Here is an 18668-nt window from a genome sequence, read left to right as displayed (position 1 = left end):
GCCCCGGTTTCCCGGGACGGGGCTTCACTGGAGCGCCGGGCAGGCCTTGCACCTGCATCTCCCCGCAGGAAGCGGGGCGTCTTTCCTTGGACCACCAACGCGTGCACTCCGGCCGGTCGTTCACTCCCGGCGGCGTGTTGTGATGATCGTACCGCACGCCCGCCCACCGCGCGAACCGGCGGATCGCCGCTCCCCGGGCGGAACTTGTGGGCCCCGCCGGTAGTTTCTACAGTGCTGTCGAAATCAACGGCAGCCGGTCCGTCGGACGGGCGGGCCGGACCGTTCACCACGTAGGAGTGCGCATGGCCCTGTGGGACCGCTTCAAGGAGTCCGCGTCGACGATGCAGACGCAGCTCATGGCGAAGAAGAACGACCTGAAGAGCGGTGCCTTCCGCGACGCCAGCATGGCGATGTGCGCGCTGGTCGCCGCCGCCGACGGCACGGTGGACCCGTCCGAGCGGCAGCGTGTCGCCCAGCTCATCGCCACCAACGAGGTGCTGCAGAACTTCCCCGCCGACGATCTGCGCCGCCGCTTCGAGGACAACCTGAACAAGCTCACCGCCGACTTCGCCTTCGGCAAGGTCAGCGTGCTCCAGGAGATCGCCAAGGCCAAGAAGAAGCCCGCCGAGGCGCGGGCCGTCATCCAGATCGGCATCGTCATCGGCGGCGCCGACGGCGACTTCGACAAGACCGAGCAGGCCGTGGTGCGCGAGGCGTGCTTCTCCCTGGACCTGCCGCCGCACGAGTTCGACCTCTGAGCCCGGCGTTCGCGGTGTCCCCGTAGGGGTTCCTACAGAGGCGTGGCCGCGTGCAGCAGGGCGACCAGGGTGACGGCGGAGCCCGCGGAGGACATCGCCGACGCCACCGTGCCGGCCGCGGCCGCCCAGGCCGCCAGCCCGGCCGCGGTGAACGTGGGCGGCCAGCGCCGCGCGGCGGGCGCCGGCTCCAACAGGGCCGCCACCCTGCGGGGCACGGGTCCGACGGCCGCGAAGGACACCAGGGCGGCGGCCGGAGCGGCGGGCGTACCGGAGAGCAGCCCGGCCCGGGCCACCGCCCGGGCCGTCACCCGCCGGTCCCCCACCCGGGAGGCGGCCTCCTCGTCGGCCCACCGCTCCACGCCGTACGCCACGGACGTACGCAGCGGCCGCAGGAACGGGTTGGCCCGTGCGGCCAGTCCCGCCAGCAGCAGGTAGCGGTGGTGGCGGCCGTCGAGATGCGCCCGCTCGTGCGCGAACAGCGCCCGGCGCTCCAGGGGTTCGAGGGCGGCGAGCATCCCGGTGGAGACCAGGACGCGACCGCGCCGCGAGCCCCGCGCGGGCAGGGTGTGGGCGTACGGCACGGGGTCCGGCAGGACGGCCACCGCGGTGCCGCGCACTCCGCGCAGCGCCCGTGCCGTCCGGCGCCGTACCCGGTGGTGGCGGAGCAGCAGGGCCGCGCAGGCCACGACCGCGCCGCCGAGCGCGCCGATGGCCGCCTTGCCGACCACCGCGTCCCGCGGCACCGCCGCCCGCACCTCGGGCGCCGCCCAGGCGTCCGGGAGCGGGTTGCCGGGCAGCTGCGCGGTCCCGACGATCGCCAGCAGCGCCAGGCAGAGCGTGCTGCACACCGCCAGGACGACGCCGACACCGGTCAGCAGCCGGGTGGCCGCGCGCGGGTGGAGATGGTGCTCGGCGAGCCGGGCGATCGGCCAGGCGGTCAGCGGCAGTACGAGCGGCAGGAGGACGAAGACGCCCACGGCTCAGCGCCCCCGCCCTTCCGGGGATGCGCCCGAGGGCTCCCCCGGAGGCTCCTCCGGCGCGGTGTCGCCCTCGGTCCGCCGCAGCAGGGTGCGCAGCAGCCGTTCGTCCTGGGCCGTGAGCCCGGAGACGAAGCTCGCCAGGACCGCCTCGCGGTCGCTCTCGCCGTCCAGGACCCGGCGCATGCGGTGGGCGGCCAGCCCCGCCTCGTCCGAGGCCGCGGTCCAGGTGAAGGAGCGGCCCACCCGCTCCCGGGTCACCGCGTGCTTGCCCTGGAGCCTGGTGAGGATGGTGATGACCGTGGTGTAGGCGAGTGTGGCGCCCAGCCGTTCGCGCACCCATCCCGCCGTCACCGGTCCGGGCGCCGTGCGCAGCGCCGCCAGCACCTGCGCCTCCAACTGGCCCTGGGCGCGCCGCCGGGCGGGCTCCCTGCGCTCCTCGTCCACCGCACCCACTCCCTCACGACCCGCCCCGGCGCCCGTTCTCGCGCCCCGGCGGGGAGGCTCATCGTAGTGAACCGGCCGGGCCGGGTGGAGAGCGCCGTCCGCGCTCCCTGGTCGTACGGGCGGGCGCCGTGGTAACGCTGAACCGCCCGCGTCCGCGCGGGCCCCGACCACACCGGAACACCGCAGCGGAGGCCGCCATGACCGACACCGGGTTCAGCGCGAGCGAGATAGACACCGGCACACCGCACTCGGCCCGTATGTACGACTGGTTCCTCGACGGCAAGGACCACTACCCGGCCGACGTGGAAGCCGCCCGGAAGATCGTCGAGTTGCTGCCGGACGTCAAGGAGACCGCCTGGTCCAACCGGGAGTTCATGCACCGGGCCGCCCGTTTCCTGGCCCACCGGGGGGTGCGTCAGTTCCTGGACGTCGGCACGGGGATACCGACGGAGCCCAACCTGCACCAGATCGTGCAGGGCATCGCGCCCGACGCGCGGGTGGTCTACGTCGACAACGATCCCATCGTGTTACGGCACGCCGAGGCGCTGCTGCACAGCACGCCGGAGGGCAGCACCGCCTATCTGCACGCCGATGTGCGGGAACCGGAGAAGATCCTGGAGCGGGCGAGGGAGCACCTGGACTTCGACCGGCCGGTCGGCCTGTCGCTGATCGCGCTGCTGCCGTTCGTGGCCGACGGGCACGACCCCTACGAGATCGTGGCGACGCTCACCGCACCGCTGGCGGCGGGCAGTTTCCTCGTACTGTCGCATGTCACCGGGGAGTTCCAGCCGGAGATCTGGGACCGCGTGGACGCGATCTACCGGGCGGGCGGGACACCGGTCCGGGCGCGGTCCCGGGCCGAGGTGGCCCGCTTCTTCGACGGCTTCGAACTGTGCGACCCCGGCGTGGAGTTGGCCACCCGCTGGCGCCCGGACCCGGACCTGCCCCCGCGCCGGGACCAGCCGCTGTACGTGGGGGTCGGCCGCAAGCCGTGAGAACGGCGGGGGCTCAGCGCGCGGCGGGGAGCGGCAGGGCGTCCTGGTAGCCGTTGACCGGCCGGGGCACCTTCGTCACCGTACGGGCGTCCAGGGCGACCGCGGCCGAGGAGGTGCCCAGGGTGCCGTCCCGGTGCCAGGTCCCGGTCACCGTCACCCAGGTGTCGGCGGGCGGGGCGGTGCGCGCGTGGACGCGCACCTTCACCGACTGCGCGTCGGCCGCGCAGCAGGAGATGATGATGCGGGTCAGATCCCACTTCCCCGCGGCGACCGGGGCGACGAGGCCGGTCATCTCCACGGTGCGGCCCTCGACGGCCCGGGTGCGGTCCTGGCGCACGCGGCGGGTGAAGTCGGTGAGGGTGAGCGGCAGCGGCGAGGTGGCGGGCAGCGGATCGAAGTGGTCCTGCGCCGAGACCTGCTTGGGCGGCTGCCGGGCGGCGGTGTAGGCGCCGAGGGCGGGCGGCGCCCAGAACAGCAGGCTCAGCGCGGGCAGGAACAGCAGCCAGGCGACCCGGGGGACGGCGGAGTGGTCGTGCCCGTGCGCCCGCCCGTCCGTCGGCTCCCCCGCTGTGCGGCGCGACCACGCCTCGGCCACCCCGAGGACGAGCAGCAGCACGCCCGAGGCGATGAGCAGCGGGCGCATCCCCGGCCGTACGTACCGCAGGCACAGGTCGGTGAAGAGCGAGGTGTGCAGCAGGCCGAGGCCGCTGAGGACGAGCAGGGTGACCTGCAGGGGCCGTTTCACAGGAGTACGCCTCCGATCAGCGCGCCGGACGCGACGGCGACGACCGTCGTGGCGGCGGAGAAGCGGACCGCGAAGGCCCGGCCGAACGTGCCCGCCTGGAGGGCGATCAGCTTGAGGTCGACCATCGGGCCGACCACCATGAACACCAGCCGTGCCACCGGCGGGAACCCGGTGAGCGAGGCGGCGAGGAACGCGTCGGCCTCGGAGCACACCGCGAGCAGGATCGCGAGCGCGGCGAGGAACAGCACCGACAGCCAGGGCGAGCCGGTGAACGCGTCGAGCAGGGAGCGCGGGACGGTCACGTTGAAGGTGGCCGCGGCCATCGCGCCGAGCACGAGGAAGCCGCCCGCGTGCAGGAAGTCGTGCTGGAAACCGCGCCGGAACTCCGTGAAACGGCTGTGCCCGGGCTGGTGCCCGGTGTGCCGCGTGGCCGGGCGCAGCCACTGAGTGCGGCCCAGCAGGAGCCACAGCCAGCCCATGACGGCGGCGGTGACGAGGGAGGCCAGCAGCCGGGCGAGCACCATGAGGGGGCTGCCGGGGAAGGCGATCGCGGTGGCGGTGAGGACCACCGGGTTGATCGCGGGGGCGGAGAGCAGGAACGTGAACGCGGCGGCCGGGGTGACGCCCCGGCCGATCAGGCTGTTCGCGACCGGCACCGACGCGCATTCGCAGCCCGGCAGCACCACCCCGGCGACGCCCGCGACCGGCACGGCGAGCGCGGGCCGCTTCGGCAGCAGCCGCCCGAACACCCGGGCCGGTACGAAGGCGTTGATGGCGCCGGACAGGGCGGTGCCGAGCAGCAGGAACGGCAGGGCCTGCACGGTGATGGCCAGGCAGACGGTCCGCCACGCCTGTACGGCGGGCGCGTCCACGCCCCGCACGGCGACGAACAGCGCCGTGCCGGGGAGGACGGCCGCCGCGAGGAGCCACAGCGCCCAGTAGCGGGGCAGACCGCGGCCGGGGGCGTCGTCGTCCGGCCCGGGCGGGGCGGGCGACGGCCCCGCCACCGCGGTCCGTTCGTCTGTCGTCTGCACGTCGGCTCCGGATGTTCGCAACGCCGGGAGAGCGGGGAGGCACGGGAAGGCCCCTGGGGAAGCGCTCCGGGAAGAACATAGCGGGAGCCGGCGGCGGACCCTCAACACCCCCCTGCGGCAAGGGGTCGCGTGCTCGTCGACCACGGCTCGTCCGGTGCCGTGCGTGCCGTCGGAGGCGGCTCGTCCGGTGGCGGGCGAGCCGCGCGTGCCGTCAGACGCGGCTCGTCCGGTACCGGGCGCGCTCCGCCCGGCCGTACTGCGGCGGGAAGGGGTGCTCCGCGCCCAGCGCGCGGGCGGCCTGGCGCGGCCAGTACGGGTTGAGCAGCAGCTCGCGGCCGAGCGCCACCGCGTCCGCCTCTCCGCCCGCGAGGATCTTCTCGGCCTGCTCGGGCTCGGTGATCAGCCCGACGGCGGCGGTCGGCAGCCCCGTCTCCCGGCGCACCCGGGCCGCGAACGGGACCTGGTAGCCGGGCTCGGCGGGGATGCGGGCGTGCGGGAGGGTGCCGCCGCTGGAGACGTGCAGCAGGTCCACGCCGTGCTCCTTCAGCAGCGCGGCCAGCCGTACGGTGTCGTCCGCCGTCCAGCCCTCCGGCTCGGCCCAGTCGGTGGCCGACACCCGGAAGAAGACCGCGGTCTCCTCGGGGACGGCGGCGCGGACGGCGTCGGCGATCTGCACGGCGAGGCGGGCGCGGTTCTCGAAGGAGCCGCCGTAGCCGTCCGTGCGGTGGTTGGAGAGCGGCGAGAGGAATTCGTGCACGAGGTAGCCGTGCGCGGCGTGCACCTCCAGGACCCGGTAGCCGGCGGCGACGGACCGGCGGGCGGCGGCCACGAAGGCGTCGACGACGCCGCGGATCTCCTCGGCGGTCAGCTCGTGCGGCACCGGTTGGCCCTCGTCGAAGGCGAGCGCGCTCGGCGCGACCGGCTGCCAGCCGAGGGTGTCACGTGTCAGCGGAGCGCCGCCGCGGAACTCCTTGTCGGTGCTGGCCTTGCGGCCGGCGTGCGCGAGCTGGATGCCCGGCACGACGCCGTGCTCGTCGAGGAAGGACGTGATGCGGCGGTGCGCCTCGACCTGGGTGTCGTTCCAGATGCCCAGGTCGTAGGGCGTGATGCGGCCCTCGGGCACCACCGCGGTCGCCTCGACCAGGATCAGCCCGGGTCCGCCGACCGCGCGGGCGCCGTAGTGCTGCAGGTGCCAGTCGGTGGGGGCGCCGGTGGCCGCCCCCTCCGCGGGCGCGCTGTACTGGCACATCGGGGCCATCCAGACCCGGTTGGGCAGGGTGACACCGCGGAGGGTGTACGGCGTGAACAGGCTGCTGGACAAGGGTGCTGCTCCTCTGTGACACATGTGCGGTACTTCGACGGACATTAAATGCATGTGCCATCGAATTGCCAATCGACTGCCGCACGGTCACGCGGGGGCGGGCAGGCCCGTCAGGGCGTCTCCGGTGCCCGGCCCTGCTCGAAGCTGGCGTAGTAGGCGGCGGCCATGTCCTCGTCGCCGTGTCCCTGCGCGGCGGCGCGCTCCATACGGGCGGCGCTCGCGGCGGCGACGTCGAGGCGGACGCCGTTCCGCTCGCCCGCCCGCACGATGAGACGGGCGTCCTTGGCGGCGGTCGTCACGGCGAACTGTGCGGGCGTGAGCCGGCCGTCCAGCACGAGCCCCGCCTTGGCGCGGAGGTAGGGCAGGTCGAGGCCACCGCCGGCGATGGCGTCGAAGAAGTGCTGCGGGTCGACGCCGAGTGCCTGGGCCAGGGCGAGAACCTCGCCGGCGGCGCTGGTCGCCGCGAGGACCCAGCTGTTGGCGACCAGCTTCAGCCGGGTGGCGGAGCCGGCGGCGCCGTCCTCGCCGGTCCACACGGTACGGGAGCCGATGGCGTCGAACACGGGGGTGACGGCGGGTCGGTGCGCGCTGGGGCCGGCCGCGAGGACGAGGAGCCGGCCGTCCTCGGCCGGCCGGCGGGTGCCGAGGACGGGGGCGTCGAAGAAGACGAGGTCGTGGGTGCGGGCGAGGGCGGCGAGGTCGTCGATGGCCTCGATGCCGGCGGTGGTCGACTGCACCCAGGCGGTGCGGGGGCGCAGGCCGCTCGCGGCCTGCCGCATGACGTCGAGGGTGGCGGGGCCGTCGTAGAGCATGGTGAGGACGACGTCGGCGCCGGTGACGGCCTCGGCGGGCGTGCCGGCGACGGTGACGCCGTCCGCGGCGAGGGGCTCCGCCTTGTCCCGCGTACGGTTCCAGGCCCGGACGGCGAGCCCGGCCCGCGCGAGGTTGCGGGCCATGGGGGCGCCCATGATGCCGGTGCCGAGAAGGGCGACGGTGATGGTCATTGGCATGCGCTTTCTGGTGGGCGGGGTGAGGTGTGTGTGCGACTGCACGGTACGACGGGGACGCCGGGGGCGGGTGGCGGGGACGCCGGGGGTGGGTGTGGTGCGTGGGCGGGTGCGGGTCGGATGTGGCTGGTCGCGCCCACGCGGCGGAGCCGCGAATCGACACAGCCCCGCGCCCCTGAGGTGGGCCGGGGTGGCCCGGGGCTGAGGGGGCTCCGCCCCCAGGGTTTTCCGGGGGCCCAGGGGGCGGAGACTCCCTCGCCGTGCCACGGGTACCCGGTCCCGGCGAGACGAGCCGCCTCCCGGGAAAGGACACCCGTTCCATGCGACACGACGAGATGATCGGCAAGGTGCAGGCGCTCGCCCAGCTCCCCGACCGGGGATCCGCCGAGCGCGCGACGCACGCCGTACTGCGGACGCTCGGCGAGCGTCTGCCGGCCGGCCTGGCCGGCCACCTGGCCGCGCAGCTGACCCCCGAGCTAGCCGCCCCCGTCCGGGCGGCCACCGCGTCCGCGGCGGCCGACGGCCGCCCGAGCGGCATCGGCGAACGCTTCGGCCTGCCCGTCTTCGCCGGCCGCATCGCCGGCCGGGCGGGCACGGACGAGGACGCGGCGCTCCGCGAGGCCGCCGCCGTCCTGGAGGTGCTGGACGCCGCGCTCGCCCCGGAGCTGATGACGAAGGTCGGCGAGGAACTGCCGTCCGACATCCGCGAGTTGCTGCCCTCCGGCCGCAGCACCGAGGACACCGGCGGCACCGGCGACAACGGCCCCGGCTGAGAATCCCCGCCACGGTGGGTACCCGGGGCGCCGGAACCCCAGCCCACACCCCCGCCCCCCGGGAGACCACCGTGACGCTCAACCCGAAGATCAAGGACCGCAGGAGCCCCCTCACCCCGGCCGGCCGGGGCAAGGGCGCCTGGCTGGCGACCCTGGAGGCCGGGGCCCACGCACTGCAGTCGGCCGCCCCGCTGAAGGACTTCGACGTGTACGTCGTCGGCTTCCACTGCGCCAAGGGCGAGCCCGGCCACCAGATGGAGGCCCACCACTACTGCAAGGTCGTCAACGACGACCTGCTGCAGTGCGTGCTGTTCGACGGCAACACCCGGGACGCCCAGCTGATCGGCATCGAGTACATCGTCTCCGAACACCTCTTCGAGACGCTGCCCGAGGAGGAGCGTCCGTACTGGCATCCGCACAACTTCGAACTGCTCTCCGGGCAGCTGGTCGCCCCGGGGCTGCCCGAGAAGGCCGAGAAGGCGTTCATGAAGCGGCTGCTCAACTCCTACGGCAAGACGTGGCACACCTGGCACACCGCCGGGCTGGACGGCCCCGGGACCGGACTGCCGTACGGGGACCCGAAGCTGATGTGGTCGTTCAACCGCGACGGCGAGTGCGACGAGACGCTGAAGCGGGACCGGGACGAGGCCATGGGCCTGGACACGGACGCCCGCCGGGCGGACCGCCAGAGCTTCCTCGACGGAGCCCGCCCCCAGCACGGCGTCGACGCGATGCGGGACGACTTCCCCGGTGCCACCCCGATTCCCGGCGTGGTGGACGTCCGGGACACCACCGCCCCGACCGACCCCGGCCGGCCCTCGTGACCGTGGTGACGACGCCACTTGCACCATGCAAAGATGGGTGCCGATTCGCCACAGCCGTCGATCACGAGACGTCCGCCATGAAACAGCTTCCGGTGATCTGGTTCGTCCTGCACGTGGTGTGCGCCGTGTGCAAGGCCCAGGCCGCTCACCTCGAGTTCACCCCACCGGGACTGAGCCCGGCCCGATGGCCGCGGTGGGACACCGCGATGCGGCAGCGGTACGCGGCCCGGCGCGACGCAGACCGGTGGTGGCTGGTCGCGGAGAGCGAGGCCTACACCAACGGCTGCGGGGAGAACGTCACGGCCGAGGACGTCGCCCGCTACCAGAGCGCCTTCGTCTTCCCGCGCACCTTCGCCCAGGTGCACGACGCCGGGCTGAAGGGCGACGCGGGATTCTGCGCGGCGTGCGACGTGCCGTACTGCGCCCGGCACTGGAAGCCGGACTCCGGGGGCGGCACGGCATGCCCCCTGGGCCACCCCCGCTGACCCGCACGCCTGCGCCGCGGCCCCCTTCTCACCCGCACCGCCTACACCGCGGCGCCCCCGCCCACCCGCCGCAGCCGCCACACGTGGTCCTCGCGGTATCCCTCCGCCCCGTCCGGGGACGTGCTCGGCCTGCGCAGCGTCTCCTTCGTCTCGAGCACCCACTCCTCCTCCGGCAGCGCCAGCCGCGCGAGGAGCCCGTCGAGCGTGGGGAACTCCGCCTCGAACGGCGGTTCGTCCTGCCAGGACGGCCAGCCGCCGTGCAGCACGATCAGCAGGGTGCCGCCGGGGGCGACCGCGCCGGCGGCCCGGTGCAGGACCCCGTCCTGGTCGAGGGCGACCGGGGACTGGAGATATTCCACGTTGATCAGGTCGAAGGTGCCCTCGGGGAAGGTGCGGCCCAGTTCGTGCCGCTCCCACGTGGTGCGCTCGCCGACGCCCGCCTCGGCGGCGTGCGCGGCGGCGCGTTCCAGGGCGGTGGGTGAGATGTCCACGCCGGTGACCTGCCAGCCGCGGGAGGCGAGCCAGACGGCGTCGCCGCCCTCGCCGCAGCCGAGGTCCAGGGCCCGGCCGGGCCGGAGCCCTTCCACCTCGCGGACGAGCGGACCGTTGGGGCGGCCGCTCCAGACCCGCCCGCTGTCCCGGTAGCGGGCCTCCCAGAACGCGGCCGGATCGCTGCTGGGGGTGGGGTGCATGAGCCCTCCTGAAGACGTCCCGGCGCCGAGGGGTTCGGCACCTGTGGGGAAGCGTGCGCCCGCCGGGCACGCCGGGCAAACATCTTTGCCGTTCCGGCAAGGACGACTTCCCCGGTCCCCGGCCGGGCCACGGCCGCCGGGCGGGGTGGGCCTCGGGGCGGTGCGCAGTGTAGACATGGGGCATGGTCCGACTGCCGGGTCGATCTCGGACTCAGCCGCCCCGCCGCGACGGCGCTTCGCATGCCGGTCGCGCGGACGGGCATGCTCCGCTCCCGCGCACCGGTTCCCGCCGGCGCCGACCGCTCGCCGGGCTGTGGGCCGCCGCCGGCGGCCGCAGCGTCGCCCGGCAGGTGTTCGTCCTTCAGGCCGTGATCGTGCTGCTCCTGGTCGTCGCCGCGGTCGTCGCACTGGTGCTGCAGGTGCGCCACGACAGCACCGGCGAGGCCCGCAACCGCTCGCTCGCCGTCGCCGAGACGTTCGCCAACGCGCCCGGGACCCTGGACGCGCTGCACAGCGCGGACCCCACCGAGGTGCTGCAGCCCAGGGCGGAGGCGGTGCGCAAGAAGGCGCACGTGGACTTCGTCGTCGTCATGAACACCGACGCGATCCGCTACACGCACCCCAAGCCGGACCGCATCGGGAAGAAGTTCGTCGGCACGGTCGCCCCCGCACTGGCCGGGCACCCCGTCACCGAGGAGATCGACGGCACGATCGGCCGCCTCGTGCAGGCCGTCGTCCCCGTCACGGCCCCCGACGGCTCGGTGCAGGGCCTGGTGTCGGCCGGCGTCACCACCGAGAACATCGGCGGCGCCGCCGACCGGCAACTCCCCCTCCTGCTCGGCGCCGCGGGCATCGCGATGGCCCTGGCCACGGGGGGCACGGCACTGGTGAGCCGCCGGTTGCAGCACCAGACGCACGGTCTGGGCCCGGCCGAGATGACCCGGATGTACGAGCACCACGACGCGGTGCTGCACGCCGTGCGCGAGGGCGTGATCATCGTGGACGGCGGCGGCCGGCTGCTGCTCGCCAACGACGAGGCGCACCGGCTGCTCGACCTGCCGGGCGCGGCCGAGGGCCGGCAGGTCCGCGAGCTGGGCCTCGCCCCGGACATGGCCGAGCTGCTGGCGTCCCAGCGGGTGGCCACGGACGAGGTCCATCTGGTGGAGGACCGGCTGCTGGCGGTCAACCAGCGGCCCACCCAGCTGCGCGGCGGCCCCTTCGGCAGCGTCGCCACCCTGCGCGACACCACGGAACTGCGGGCACTGTCCGGCCGGGCCGAGGTGGCGCGCGAACGGCTGCGGCTGCTGTACGACGCCGGGGTCGGGATCGGCGCCACCCTGGACGTCACCCGGACCGCCGAGGAGCTGGCCGAGACGGCCGTGCCCCGGTTCGCGGACTTCGTCACCGTGGACCTCTCCCCCGAGGTGCTGGAGGGTCAGGAGCCGAAGGCGGGCAGCACCCTGCGCCGCTCGGCGCTCAGCGGCGTCCGCAAGGACCCACCGCTGTACCCGGTGGGCGAGCGCATCACGTTCGTCGCGAGCTCCCCGCAGGCGCGCAGCCTGAACACCGGCACGGCGCTGCTGATACCGGATCTGTCCCGGGCCCCCGACTGGCAGGCGCAGGATCCGCAGCGGTCGGCGCAGGTGATGGACCACGGCATCCACTCGCTGATCACCGTGCCGCTGCGGGTGGGCCCGCTGGTGATGGGGGTGGTCAACTTCTGGCGCGCGGAGCAGCCGGAGCCGTTCGACCAGGAGGAGCTGGTCCTCGCCGAGGAGCTGGTCGCGCGGGCCGCGGTCTCCATCGACAACGCGCGCCGCTACACGCGCGAGCACACGATGGCGGTGACGCTGCAACGCAGTCTGCTGCCGCGCAACTTCCCCGAGCAGAGCGCCCTGGACCTCGCCTACCGCTATCTGCCGGCGCAGGCGGGGGTGGGCGGTGACTGGTTCGACGTGCTGCCGCTGTCCGGCGCGCGGGTCGCGGTCGTCGTCGGGGACGTCGTCGGCCACGGGCTGCACGCCGCCGCCACGATGGGCCGACTGCGCACGGCGGTGCGCAACTTCTCCGCGCTCGATCTTCCGCCGGACGAGATCCTCGCCTACTTGGACGAGCTGGTCGACCGCATCGACCAGGACGAGGCGGAGGACGACACGGGCGCGATCACCGGCGCCACCTGCCTCTACGCCATCTACGACCCGGTCACGCGGGTGTGCACCATGGCCCGGGCCGGGCATCCGCCGCCGGCCGTGGCCGCCCCGGACAGCGAGGTGTTCTTCCCGGAGGTGCCGGCCGGTCCCCCGCTCGGGCTCGGCGGGTTGCCCTTCGAGACGGCCGAGGTGGAACTGGCCGAGGGCAGCCGGCTGGTGCTGTACACGGACGGCCTGGTGGAGAGCCGGGAGCGGGACATCGACGTCGGCCTCGAGGCGCTGCGCGGGGCGCTCGCGGCCACCGGCGAGGAATCCGTGGACGCGACCTGCCGGTCGGTGCTCGGAACGCTGCTGCCGGCCGGCCAGAACGACGACGTGGCCCTGATCGTGGCCCGCACCCGGGCGCTGGGCGCGGAGAACGTGGCCGAGTGGGAGGTGCCGTCCGATCCGGCGGCGGTCGGTGTGGTCCGCGCGCAGGTGACGCGGCGGCTGGCCGAGTGGGGGCTGGAGGAGCTGGTCTTCACCACGGAGCTGATCCTGAGCGAGCTGGTGACCAACGCGATCCGTTACGGCAGCGGGCCGATCCGGGTGCGGATGCTGCGCGAGCGGAGTCTGATCTGCGAGGTGTTCGACGCGAGCGGGACGTCGCCGCATCTGCGGTACGCGGCGACGACGGACGAGGGCGGGCGGGGGCTGTTCCTGGTCGCGCAGCTGGCGGCGCGGTGGGGGACGCGGTACGTGCGGGAGGGCAAGGTGATCTGGGCGGAGCAGGGTCTGGGGTGAGCGGGCGCCCGGGGCGTGGCCGGATTCGCCCCTCGCGGGCGTTCAGCTTTGGTTGCGGGACCGACGGCATACACTCCGGGGCCTGCGCGTATACGGTCCCGGCCATGTCGACCACCGTTTCCCGTGCTCCTGTTCCGGTCACCGTCGCCCTGGCGTGTGTGGGCGTGTTCGTCTCCTATCTGCCGGTCGTCGGGGTCTCCGCGGCGATCGGGGAGTTGCAGCAGGCGCTCGACGCCTCCACCACCTCGCTCCAGTGGATCACCGACGCCTTCATCCTGCCGACCGCCGCCCTGCTGCTGACGTGGGGTGTCGTCGGCGACCTCTACGGGCGCAAGAAGGTCTACCTGGCCGGGCTCGGACTGTTCTCGCTCGGCTGTCTGCTCTGTCTCACGGCGCAGGGCGTCGTCCAGGTCTGTGTCGGCCAGGCGCTGACCGGGGTGGGCACCGCCGCTCTCCTCCCGTCGACGCTCGGGCTGCTCAGCCATGTCTGCCCGGACCACAGGGTCCGGGCGCGGGCGATCGCCGCGTGGACGGCGTCCCTCGGCCTCGGCCTGACTCTGGGCCCGGTCATCAACGGCGCCATCCTGGAGTACGCGAGCTGGCGGTGGATCTTCCTGCCGTCCGTGGCGGCGGGCGTCCTCGCGCTGCTGGCCGGCGCCCTGCTCCTGACGGACTCCCGCGCGGAGCGCGAGCGCCATCTGGACGTCCCCGGGCAGCTCCTGGCCGCAGTCGCCATCACCGGGCTGGTGTACGGCGTCATCGAGGCCGGCCCGCACGGCTGGGGTTCGGCCGAGGTGGTGACCGCGTTCGTGGTCGCGGCCGTCGCCGCCGCGGCCTTCGTCCGGGTGGAGCTGCGCTCGCCCTGCCCGATGCTCGACATGCGGCTGTTCCGGTCCGCCGCGTTCTCCGGGGCCGCGGTCGTGATGGCGGTGACGCTGTTCGCGCAGGTGGGCCTGGTCTTCGCGCTGAGCGAGTACTTCAGCCTCGTGCACCACGCCTCGGTGTGGGACATCGGGCTGCGGCTGCTCGCGCTCAACGGCTTCACCGTCGTGCTCGGCCCCCTGGTCGGCCGGCTGATGAACCGGACCACGCCCGGCCTGGTACTGGTCACCGGTCTGGTCGTGGGCGGCATCGGGGCGCTGCTGGTGAACCTCTTCCACGCCGACACCGGCACCGGCACCGCCGCGCTGGTCATCGCGGTCCTGGGCATCGGCATCGCGCTGGCGATGGCGCCGATCACCACGATCGCCATGGACAGCCTGCCGCGCCGGCTGGCGAGCACGGCCGGTGCGGCCAACAGCGCGCTGCGTCAGATCGGCAGCGCGCTGGGACCGGCCGTCTTCGGTGTCGTCCTGACCAACCGCACCCTGGCCGCCCTGCCCGGTCACCTCGCGGAGTCCGGACTGAACCCGGCGGACCAGGGCCGGGTGGACGGCACCGTGTCGCACGTCGGCATCCAGGCGGGGGCGTTCCTGCGCCTCGACACCCCGGAGTCGACCGGCCGGGCGCTGGGCGCCTACGGGGCGAGTTTCACCGACGCGCTGCACACCTGCGCGCTCATCGGCGGCATCGGGATGCTGGCGGCGGCCGTCCTCGCCCTGGCCACCGTCGGCATCCGCCGGCACCGGACCGCGCAGGGCACCGAGTGGGAGGCGGAGGCCGCGGCGGCGAGCCGCGGCTCGGCGGTCCCCGCCGGGGGCGACGCGTAGCGGCACGGTACGGCCGGGCGGGCGGCTCCCGCCCGGCCACCGGCGTCAGTACGCGACGGGCCAGCCGCTGCTCCAGTTCAGGAGGTTGATGCCGAGCTTGGGCGTGCCGTTGTCGTTGCCGTCGTAGTAGTGGTAGACGATCAGGTCGCCGTCGACGTCGTTCATGATCGACTGTCCGCCGGGGCCGATGTACCGGCCGTGCGACTCCAGGACGGGCGTACCGCCGTTGTTCGTCATGGCGACGCCGTTCTTGTCGTAGTACGGGCCGGTGACGCTCGTGGCGCGGCCGACCTTCACCTTGTACGTCGAGCCGGTGCCCGCGCAGCACGTGTCGTAGGAGGCGAAGAGGTAGTAGTACCCGTTGCGCTTGACGACGTAGGGGGCCTCGACGGCCTTGGTCCCGGTGGGGCGGGCGGCGAGCGAGCGGCGGGTGGTGTCGGTGGAGAGCTGCTTGCCGGTCGACGGGTCGATCCGGATCATCTTGATGCCGGTCCACCAACTGCCGAAGGACAGCCACCACGTGCCGTCGTCGTCGACGAACAGGTTGGGGTCGATGGCGTTGTAGTCGCTGGACGTGGTGGAGGTGTAGACGATCCCGTAGTCGCTCCACGAGCCCGGCAGCCCGGTGCTCGAACCGGCGAGCCCGATGGCGGACTTGTTGGAGCCGAAGGTCGAGACGGCGTAATACATCAGGTACTTGCCGCCGTGGTACGAGATGTCGGGCGCCCAGGCCTCGCTCGCGTACGACGACCACCAGGACGGCTTGGTCGTGAAGGCGTCACTGCCGGCGGTGAACGCGATGCGGTCGGTGGAGGTCTTGTAACCGAGGCCGCCGCCGGTGGCGTAGAGCAGATAGCGGCCGGCGGAGGTGCGGATCATCGTGGGGTCGTGGACGACGGTGTCGCCGGTGACCGTGCCGGGGTTGGGGTAGGCCTGGGCGGCGCTCGGCACGAGGGCGAGCAGGACCGCGGCCGGAAGGGCGAGAGTTGCGGTGCGTCGGGAGGTGCGGCTCACGCGGGCTCTCCTTGAGTGGTGGGGGAACTCGGGGATGGAGCGGTTCGCGAGCGCGATCGCACGGCCCCTCCGCGCCCGGCCCCACTGTTGTTCGTGATACCGAACGCCGATCGCAGGCTCGGACAGACCGTAGGGTCGCGCCCCGTGTGCGTCAATGGGGCGTGCGTCTCGGAAAAAATGTGGGTGGTCGATGTCGATCCGGCGGTGGCCCGTTCGTCGGTGGGGTGACGGACACGCACAGGAACACGGTGAGGCGCCCGGCCGGGCGCCCCACCCGCACCGGGAGAAACCGTGAAGTACATGCTGCTGGTCTGCGGTGACGACACCGCCGACGCCACCGGAACGGCCCCCGTCGGCCCCTGGGCCGAGGAGCCCGGCGGCCAGGGGGTGCGGCTGCACGGCAACCGGCTGCGGCCGCCGGCGGACGCCGTCACCGTACGGGTGCGGGAGGGCGAAGTGCTGCGCACCGACGGGCCGTTCGCGGAGACCAAGGAGTACGTCGCCGGGACCGACTTCGTCGAGGCCGCCGACCTCGACCGACGCCGCCGGGGTCCCCGTCGGCCTGGAGGACCGGGACCGCACCGCCTGGGACCGGTCCGCGATCGACGAGGGCACCGCCCTGCTGGAGACGGCGCTGCGGCGCGGGCGATCGCGGCCCGTACCAGATCCAGGCCGCGATCGCGGCCTGCCACGCGACGGCGGCCACGGCGGCGGAGACGGACTGGGCGGACGTCGCCGCGCTGTACGGCGAACTGGTCCGCCATGTGCCGTCCCCGGTGGTCCGGCTCAACCGGGCCTTCACGGTGGGCATGGCCCGGGGACCGGAGGCGGGCCTCGCGCTGCTCGCGGAACCGGAGGCGGAGGGTTCGCTCGACGGCTACCACCTGCTGCCCGCGACGCGGGCGGATCTACTCCGCCGCGCGGGTCGCCGCGGCGAGGCCGCGGTGGCGTACGGGCGGGCGCTCGACGCCGTCGCCAACGAGGCGGAACGGATCTTCCTGCGGAAGCGGCTGGAGGGGTGCGGGTAGGGGTGGATCCGGTACGTGTTCGGGTGCGGGCCCGTCGTGGTTGCTCGCGCCCACGCGGCGAAGCCGCACATCAACACAGCCCCGCGCCCCTGAAAGCCTGGGGGCACCCCCTGGCTTCAGGGGCGCGGGGAACTGCGCGAGAAGCCCCACCGGCCGTCAGCCGACAACACCCCCCGCCGCTCCGCGCATCAGGCGGCGGTCTCCAGCCGTCCCGCCAGGTCGCGCCCGTCGGCCTTGAAGGCGGGCGGGAAGGTGAGCTTGAGGCCCTGCTCCTGGCCCTGCACGGTGAGGACGGTCTTGGCGCCCAGGCCGAGCAGCGCCGAGCTCGCCGGGGCGGCGGCGACGTACTCGCGCGGCAGCGACATCAGCAGCCTGCCGGGCCGGCCGCTGCCCTGGACGGCCTCCACGAACAGCAGTCGCCGGTCGGTGAGCACCCAGTACATGGGGCGCGGCTGCGCGATGGCGATGACGGCCCCGGCGGTGAGGGCGCCAACCACCGCCGTGGTGAGCACCCGGCGCTTGGCGGAGACCGAGCCGACCTTGGCGAGCGAGGCGAGTTCGACCTGCTCGCCCTGGGTCAGCAAGGGGCCCACGGCGTCGAGGAGTTGCTTCGTGCGTCTGTTGTTCATGACCGTCCGTACGAGAAATGACGAGAGGGGACGCGGAGTTCACGAGTAACCCGCGCCTGACCTGCGGCTTTCCGCAGGGTGCAGGAGAGGAGCGTACGGGCGGGCGCACACAGCGGGCGCAAAGACGGAGTCAGCGATCCGCAAGGAAACGGGCCGGGTTCGGTCAAGTGGGGCGGAAACGGTGGTTCCGGCTCACGCCTCCGGCTCAACCTCAGGCTCACACCTCCGACTCGGGCCAGCCGAGGAGCCGGGCGCCGATCACCGCGGTCTGCAGGGTGTAACGGTGCACGGGGTCGGCGGGGTTGGCGCCGGTGAGTTTGTGGATGCGGTCGAGCCGGTAGGTGAACGCGCGGACGCTGAGGCTGAGCCGGCGCGCGGCCTCCGCGGCGACGCAGCCGGAGTCGAAGTACGCGGTGAGCGTGTCGAGGAGCGGCCGGGCGCCGCCGCGCGCGCCCTCCAGCGGGCCGAGGGTGTGCCGCACCAGGTCGGCCATGGCCTGCCGGTCGCGGGCCAGTACCGGGTAGACGAGCAGATCGGCGGCGTGCAGTACGGGTTCGCGCAGGTCCAGGCGCTCGGCGAGGTCGAGGGCGTTGAGCGCCTCCTCGTAGGAGTGCACCACTCCCCCGGCGCCGGGGTGGGCCCGGCCGAGGCCGACCTGGCCGCCCTCCAGACACGCGTACGCCTGCTTGGCGAAGTACGCGAGGACGTCGCTCTCGTCGCCCGGGGCGATGCAGATGAGCCGGCCGCCCTTGGTGGTGAGCAGGATGCGCCGCTCCCCGAAGCGGGCGACGAGGGCGGTCTCGACCTGCCGGGTGGCCGGGTGGGTGTCGTCCACGGCGTGGTCCCCGACGGCGACCGCGACGGCGTGGGCGCGGGAGAAGAGCAGACCGAAGCGCTCGGCCCGCTCCGAGAGCCGGCCGAGGTCGCTGCGGCCGTAGAGCAGGTCGTCGATGAACTCCCGGCGGGCCGCCTCCTCCTGGCGCATCGCGAGCTTCTGGGCGCGTTCGTGCCCCTCGGCGAAGGCGTCCACCGCGTGCTCGACGACCGCGAGCAGACGGTCGGTGCCGGTGGCGGGCAGGGTGGGCCAGAGTTCGCGGGTGACCGCGAGGTGCCGGCGAACCAGGGCACGCAGCCCGTACCCGGCCACCGCCGCGCGCTCGCCCCGCGCCCGCAGCGCCTCCAGTTCGTCCCGGGTGAGGCGCCGGCCGCTGGCGCAGACCTCCGCCAGGATCCGCGTGTACTCCTCGAGCTGCTCCTCGCCGGCCCCGGCCCCCGTCACATCCGCCCCCGCTCTCAG

Annotated in this window: 18 protein-coding genes; 8 read left to right on the top strand and 10 right to left on the bottom strand. The window is 74.0% G+C overall.

The window, feature by feature from the left end; translation table 11 throughout:
- Nucleotides 1-302 precede the first annotated feature (302 nt).
- Complete coding sequence (locus tag OIE12_RS31455; protein WP_329141276.1) at nucleotides 303-758, top strand: tellurite resistance TerB family protein; 456 nt, start codon at nucleotides 303-305, stop codon at nucleotides 756-758.
- 32 nt (nucleotides 759-790) lie between these two features.
- Here the strand turns inward: OIE12_RS31455 and OIE12_RS31450 are convergent, their stop codons facing one another.
- Both OIE12_RS31450 and OIE12_RS31445 read right to left on the bottom strand, forming a co-directional pair.
- On the bottom strand, nucleotides 791-1735 hold the full coding sequence (locus tag OIE12_RS31450) for a M48 family metalloprotease (protein WP_329141274.1): 945 nt from the start codon (nucleotides 1733-1735) through the stop codon (nucleotides 791-793).
- Between the two features lie 3 nt (nucleotides 1736-1738).
- Nucleotides 1739-2182, bottom strand: coding sequence for a BlaI/MecI/CopY family transcriptional regulator (locus OIE12_RS31445; RefSeq protein WP_329141272.1), 444 nt, complete (start codon nucleotides 2180-2182; stop codon nucleotides 1739-1741).
- Nucleotides 2183-2379: 197 nt separating this feature from the next.
- Here OIE12_RS31445 and OIE12_RS31440 point away from each other — a divergent pair, with 197 nt between their 5' ends.
- On the top strand, nucleotides 2380-3177 hold the full coding sequence (locus tag OIE12_RS31440; protein WP_329141270.1) for an SAM-dependent methyltransferase: 798 nt from the start codon (nucleotides 2380-2382) through the stop codon (nucleotides 3175-3177).
- A 13-nt stretch (nucleotides 3178-3190) separates the two neighbouring features.
- On the opposite strand, the gene OIE12_RS31435 is transcribed toward OIE12_RS31440, so the two are convergent.
- The 4 genes from OIE12_RS31435 to OIE12_RS31420 form a co-directional block, all read right to left on the bottom strand.
- On the bottom strand, nucleotides 3191-3922 hold the full coding sequence (locus tag OIE12_RS31435) for a TIGR03943 family putative permease subunit (protein ID WP_329141269.1): 732 nt from the start codon (nucleotides 3920-3922) through the stop codon (nucleotides 3191-3193).
- Entirely contained in the window at nucleotides 3919-4956 is a 1038-nt protein-coding gene (locus OIE12_RS31430) for a permease (protein ID WP_443053983.1), read from the bottom strand. Before OIE12_RS31430 ends, OIE12_RS31435 begins: the two co-directional genes overlap by 4 nt.
- Before the next feature lie 211 nt (nucleotides 4957-5167).
- Complete coding sequence (locus tag OIE12_RS31425) at nucleotides 5168-6301, bottom strand: NADH:flavin oxidoreductase/NADH oxidase (RefSeq protein WP_329141267.1); 1134 nt, start codon at nucleotides 6299-6301, stop codon at nucleotides 5168-5170.
- 86 nt (nucleotides 6302-6387) lie between these two features.
- Entirely contained in the window at nucleotides 6388-7287 is a 900-nt protein-coding gene (locus OIE12_RS31420; protein WP_329141265.1) for an NAD(P)-dependent oxidoreductase, read from the bottom strand.
- Nucleotides 7288-7604: 317 nt separating this feature from the next.
- Between OIE12_RS31420 and OIE12_RS31415 the strand changes: the two genes are divergently transcribed.
- The 3 genes from OIE12_RS31415 (at nucleotide 7605) to OIE12_RS31405 (ending at nucleotide 9366) form a co-directional block, all read left to right on the top strand.
- On the top strand, nucleotides 7605-8057 hold the full coding sequence (locus OIE12_RS31415) for a DUF2267 domain-containing protein (protein ID WP_329141263.1): 453 nt from the start codon (nucleotides 7605-7607) through the stop codon (nucleotides 8055-8057).
- A gap of 71 nt (nucleotides 8058-8128) precedes the next feature.
- A complete protein-coding gene (locus OIE12_RS31410; protein ID WP_329141261.1) occupies nucleotides 8129-8881 on the top strand; it encodes an OBAP family protein in 753 nt (250 codons plus the stop codon).
- Nucleotides 8882-8958: 77 nt separating this feature from the next.
- Nucleotides 8959-9366 (top strand): hypothetical protein, encoded by a 408-nt coding sequence (locus OIE12_RS31405; protein ID WP_329141259.1) that lies wholly within the window; start codon nucleotides 8959-8961, stop codon nucleotides 9364-9366.
- Nucleotides 9367-9407: 41 nt separating this feature from the next.
- Here OIE12_RS31405 and OIE12_RS31400 read toward each other — a convergent pair whose 3' ends face one another.
- On the bottom strand, nucleotides 9408-10058 hold the full coding sequence (locus OIE12_RS31400) for a class I SAM-dependent methyltransferase (protein WP_329141257.1): 651 nt from the start codon (nucleotides 10056-10058) through the stop codon (nucleotides 9408-9410).
- A 182-nt stretch (nucleotides 10059-10240) separates the two neighbouring features.
- Between OIE12_RS31400 and OIE12_RS31395 the strand changes: the two genes are divergently transcribed.
- Nucleotides 10241-12991: a SpoIIE family protein phosphatase gene (locus tag OIE12_RS31395; RefSeq protein ID WP_329141256.1), complete on the top strand. Its 2751-nt coding sequence runs from the start codon at nucleotides 10241-10243 to the stop codon at nucleotides 12989-12991.
- A gap of 104 nt (nucleotides 12992-13095) precedes the next feature.
- A complete protein-coding gene (locus OIE12_RS31390) occupies nucleotides 13096-14700 on the top strand; it encodes an MFS transporter (RefSeq protein ID WP_329141254.1) in 1605 nt (534 codons plus the stop codon).
- 45 nt (nucleotides 14701-14745) lie between these two features.
- Here the strand turns inward: OIE12_RS31390 and OIE12_RS31385 are convergent, their stop codons facing one another.
- On the bottom strand, nucleotides 14746-15714 hold the full coding sequence (locus OIE12_RS31385; protein WP_329141252.1) for an arabinan endo-1,5-alpha-L-arabinosidase: 969 nt from the start codon (nucleotides 15712-15714) through the stop codon (nucleotides 14746-14748).
- A gap of 809 nt (nucleotides 15715-16523) precedes the next feature.
- Between OIE12_RS31385 and OIE12_RS31380 the strand changes: the two genes are divergently transcribed.
- Nucleotides 16524-16742, top strand: coding sequence for a hypothetical protein (locus OIE12_RS31380; RefSeq protein ID WP_329141249.1), 219 nt, complete (start codon nucleotides 16524-16526; stop codon nucleotides 16740-16742).
- A 188-nt stretch (nucleotides 16743-16930) separates the two neighbouring features.
- On the opposite strand, the gene OIE12_RS31375 is transcribed toward OIE12_RS31380, so the two are convergent.
- Both OIE12_RS31375 and OIE12_RS31370 read right to left on the bottom strand, forming a co-directional pair.
- The gene (locus OIE12_RS31375) at nucleotides 16931-17371 is read right to left on the bottom strand and encodes a hypothetical protein (RefSeq protein ID WP_329141246.1); all 441 of its coding nucleotides are present in this window, start codon (nucleotides 17369-17371) and stop codon (nucleotides 16931-16933) included.
- A gap of 217 nt (nucleotides 17372-17588) precedes the next feature.
- Nucleotides 17589-18650, bottom strand: a complete 1062-nt coding sequence (locus OIE12_RS31370) for a PucR family transcriptional regulator (RefSeq protein ID WP_329141244.1) — start codon at nucleotides 18648-18650, stop codon at nucleotides 17589-17591.
- Between the last annotated feature and the right edge of the window lie 18 nt (nucleotides 18651-18668).

The organism is Streptomyces sp. NBC_00670 (assembly GCF_036226765.1).
Lineage (GTDB): Bacteria > Actinomycetota > Actinomycetes > Streptomycetales > Streptomycetaceae > Streptomyces.
The sequence above is the reverse complement of the archived record's forward strand: the minus strand, read 5'-3'. Positions and strand labels throughout refer to the sequence as shown.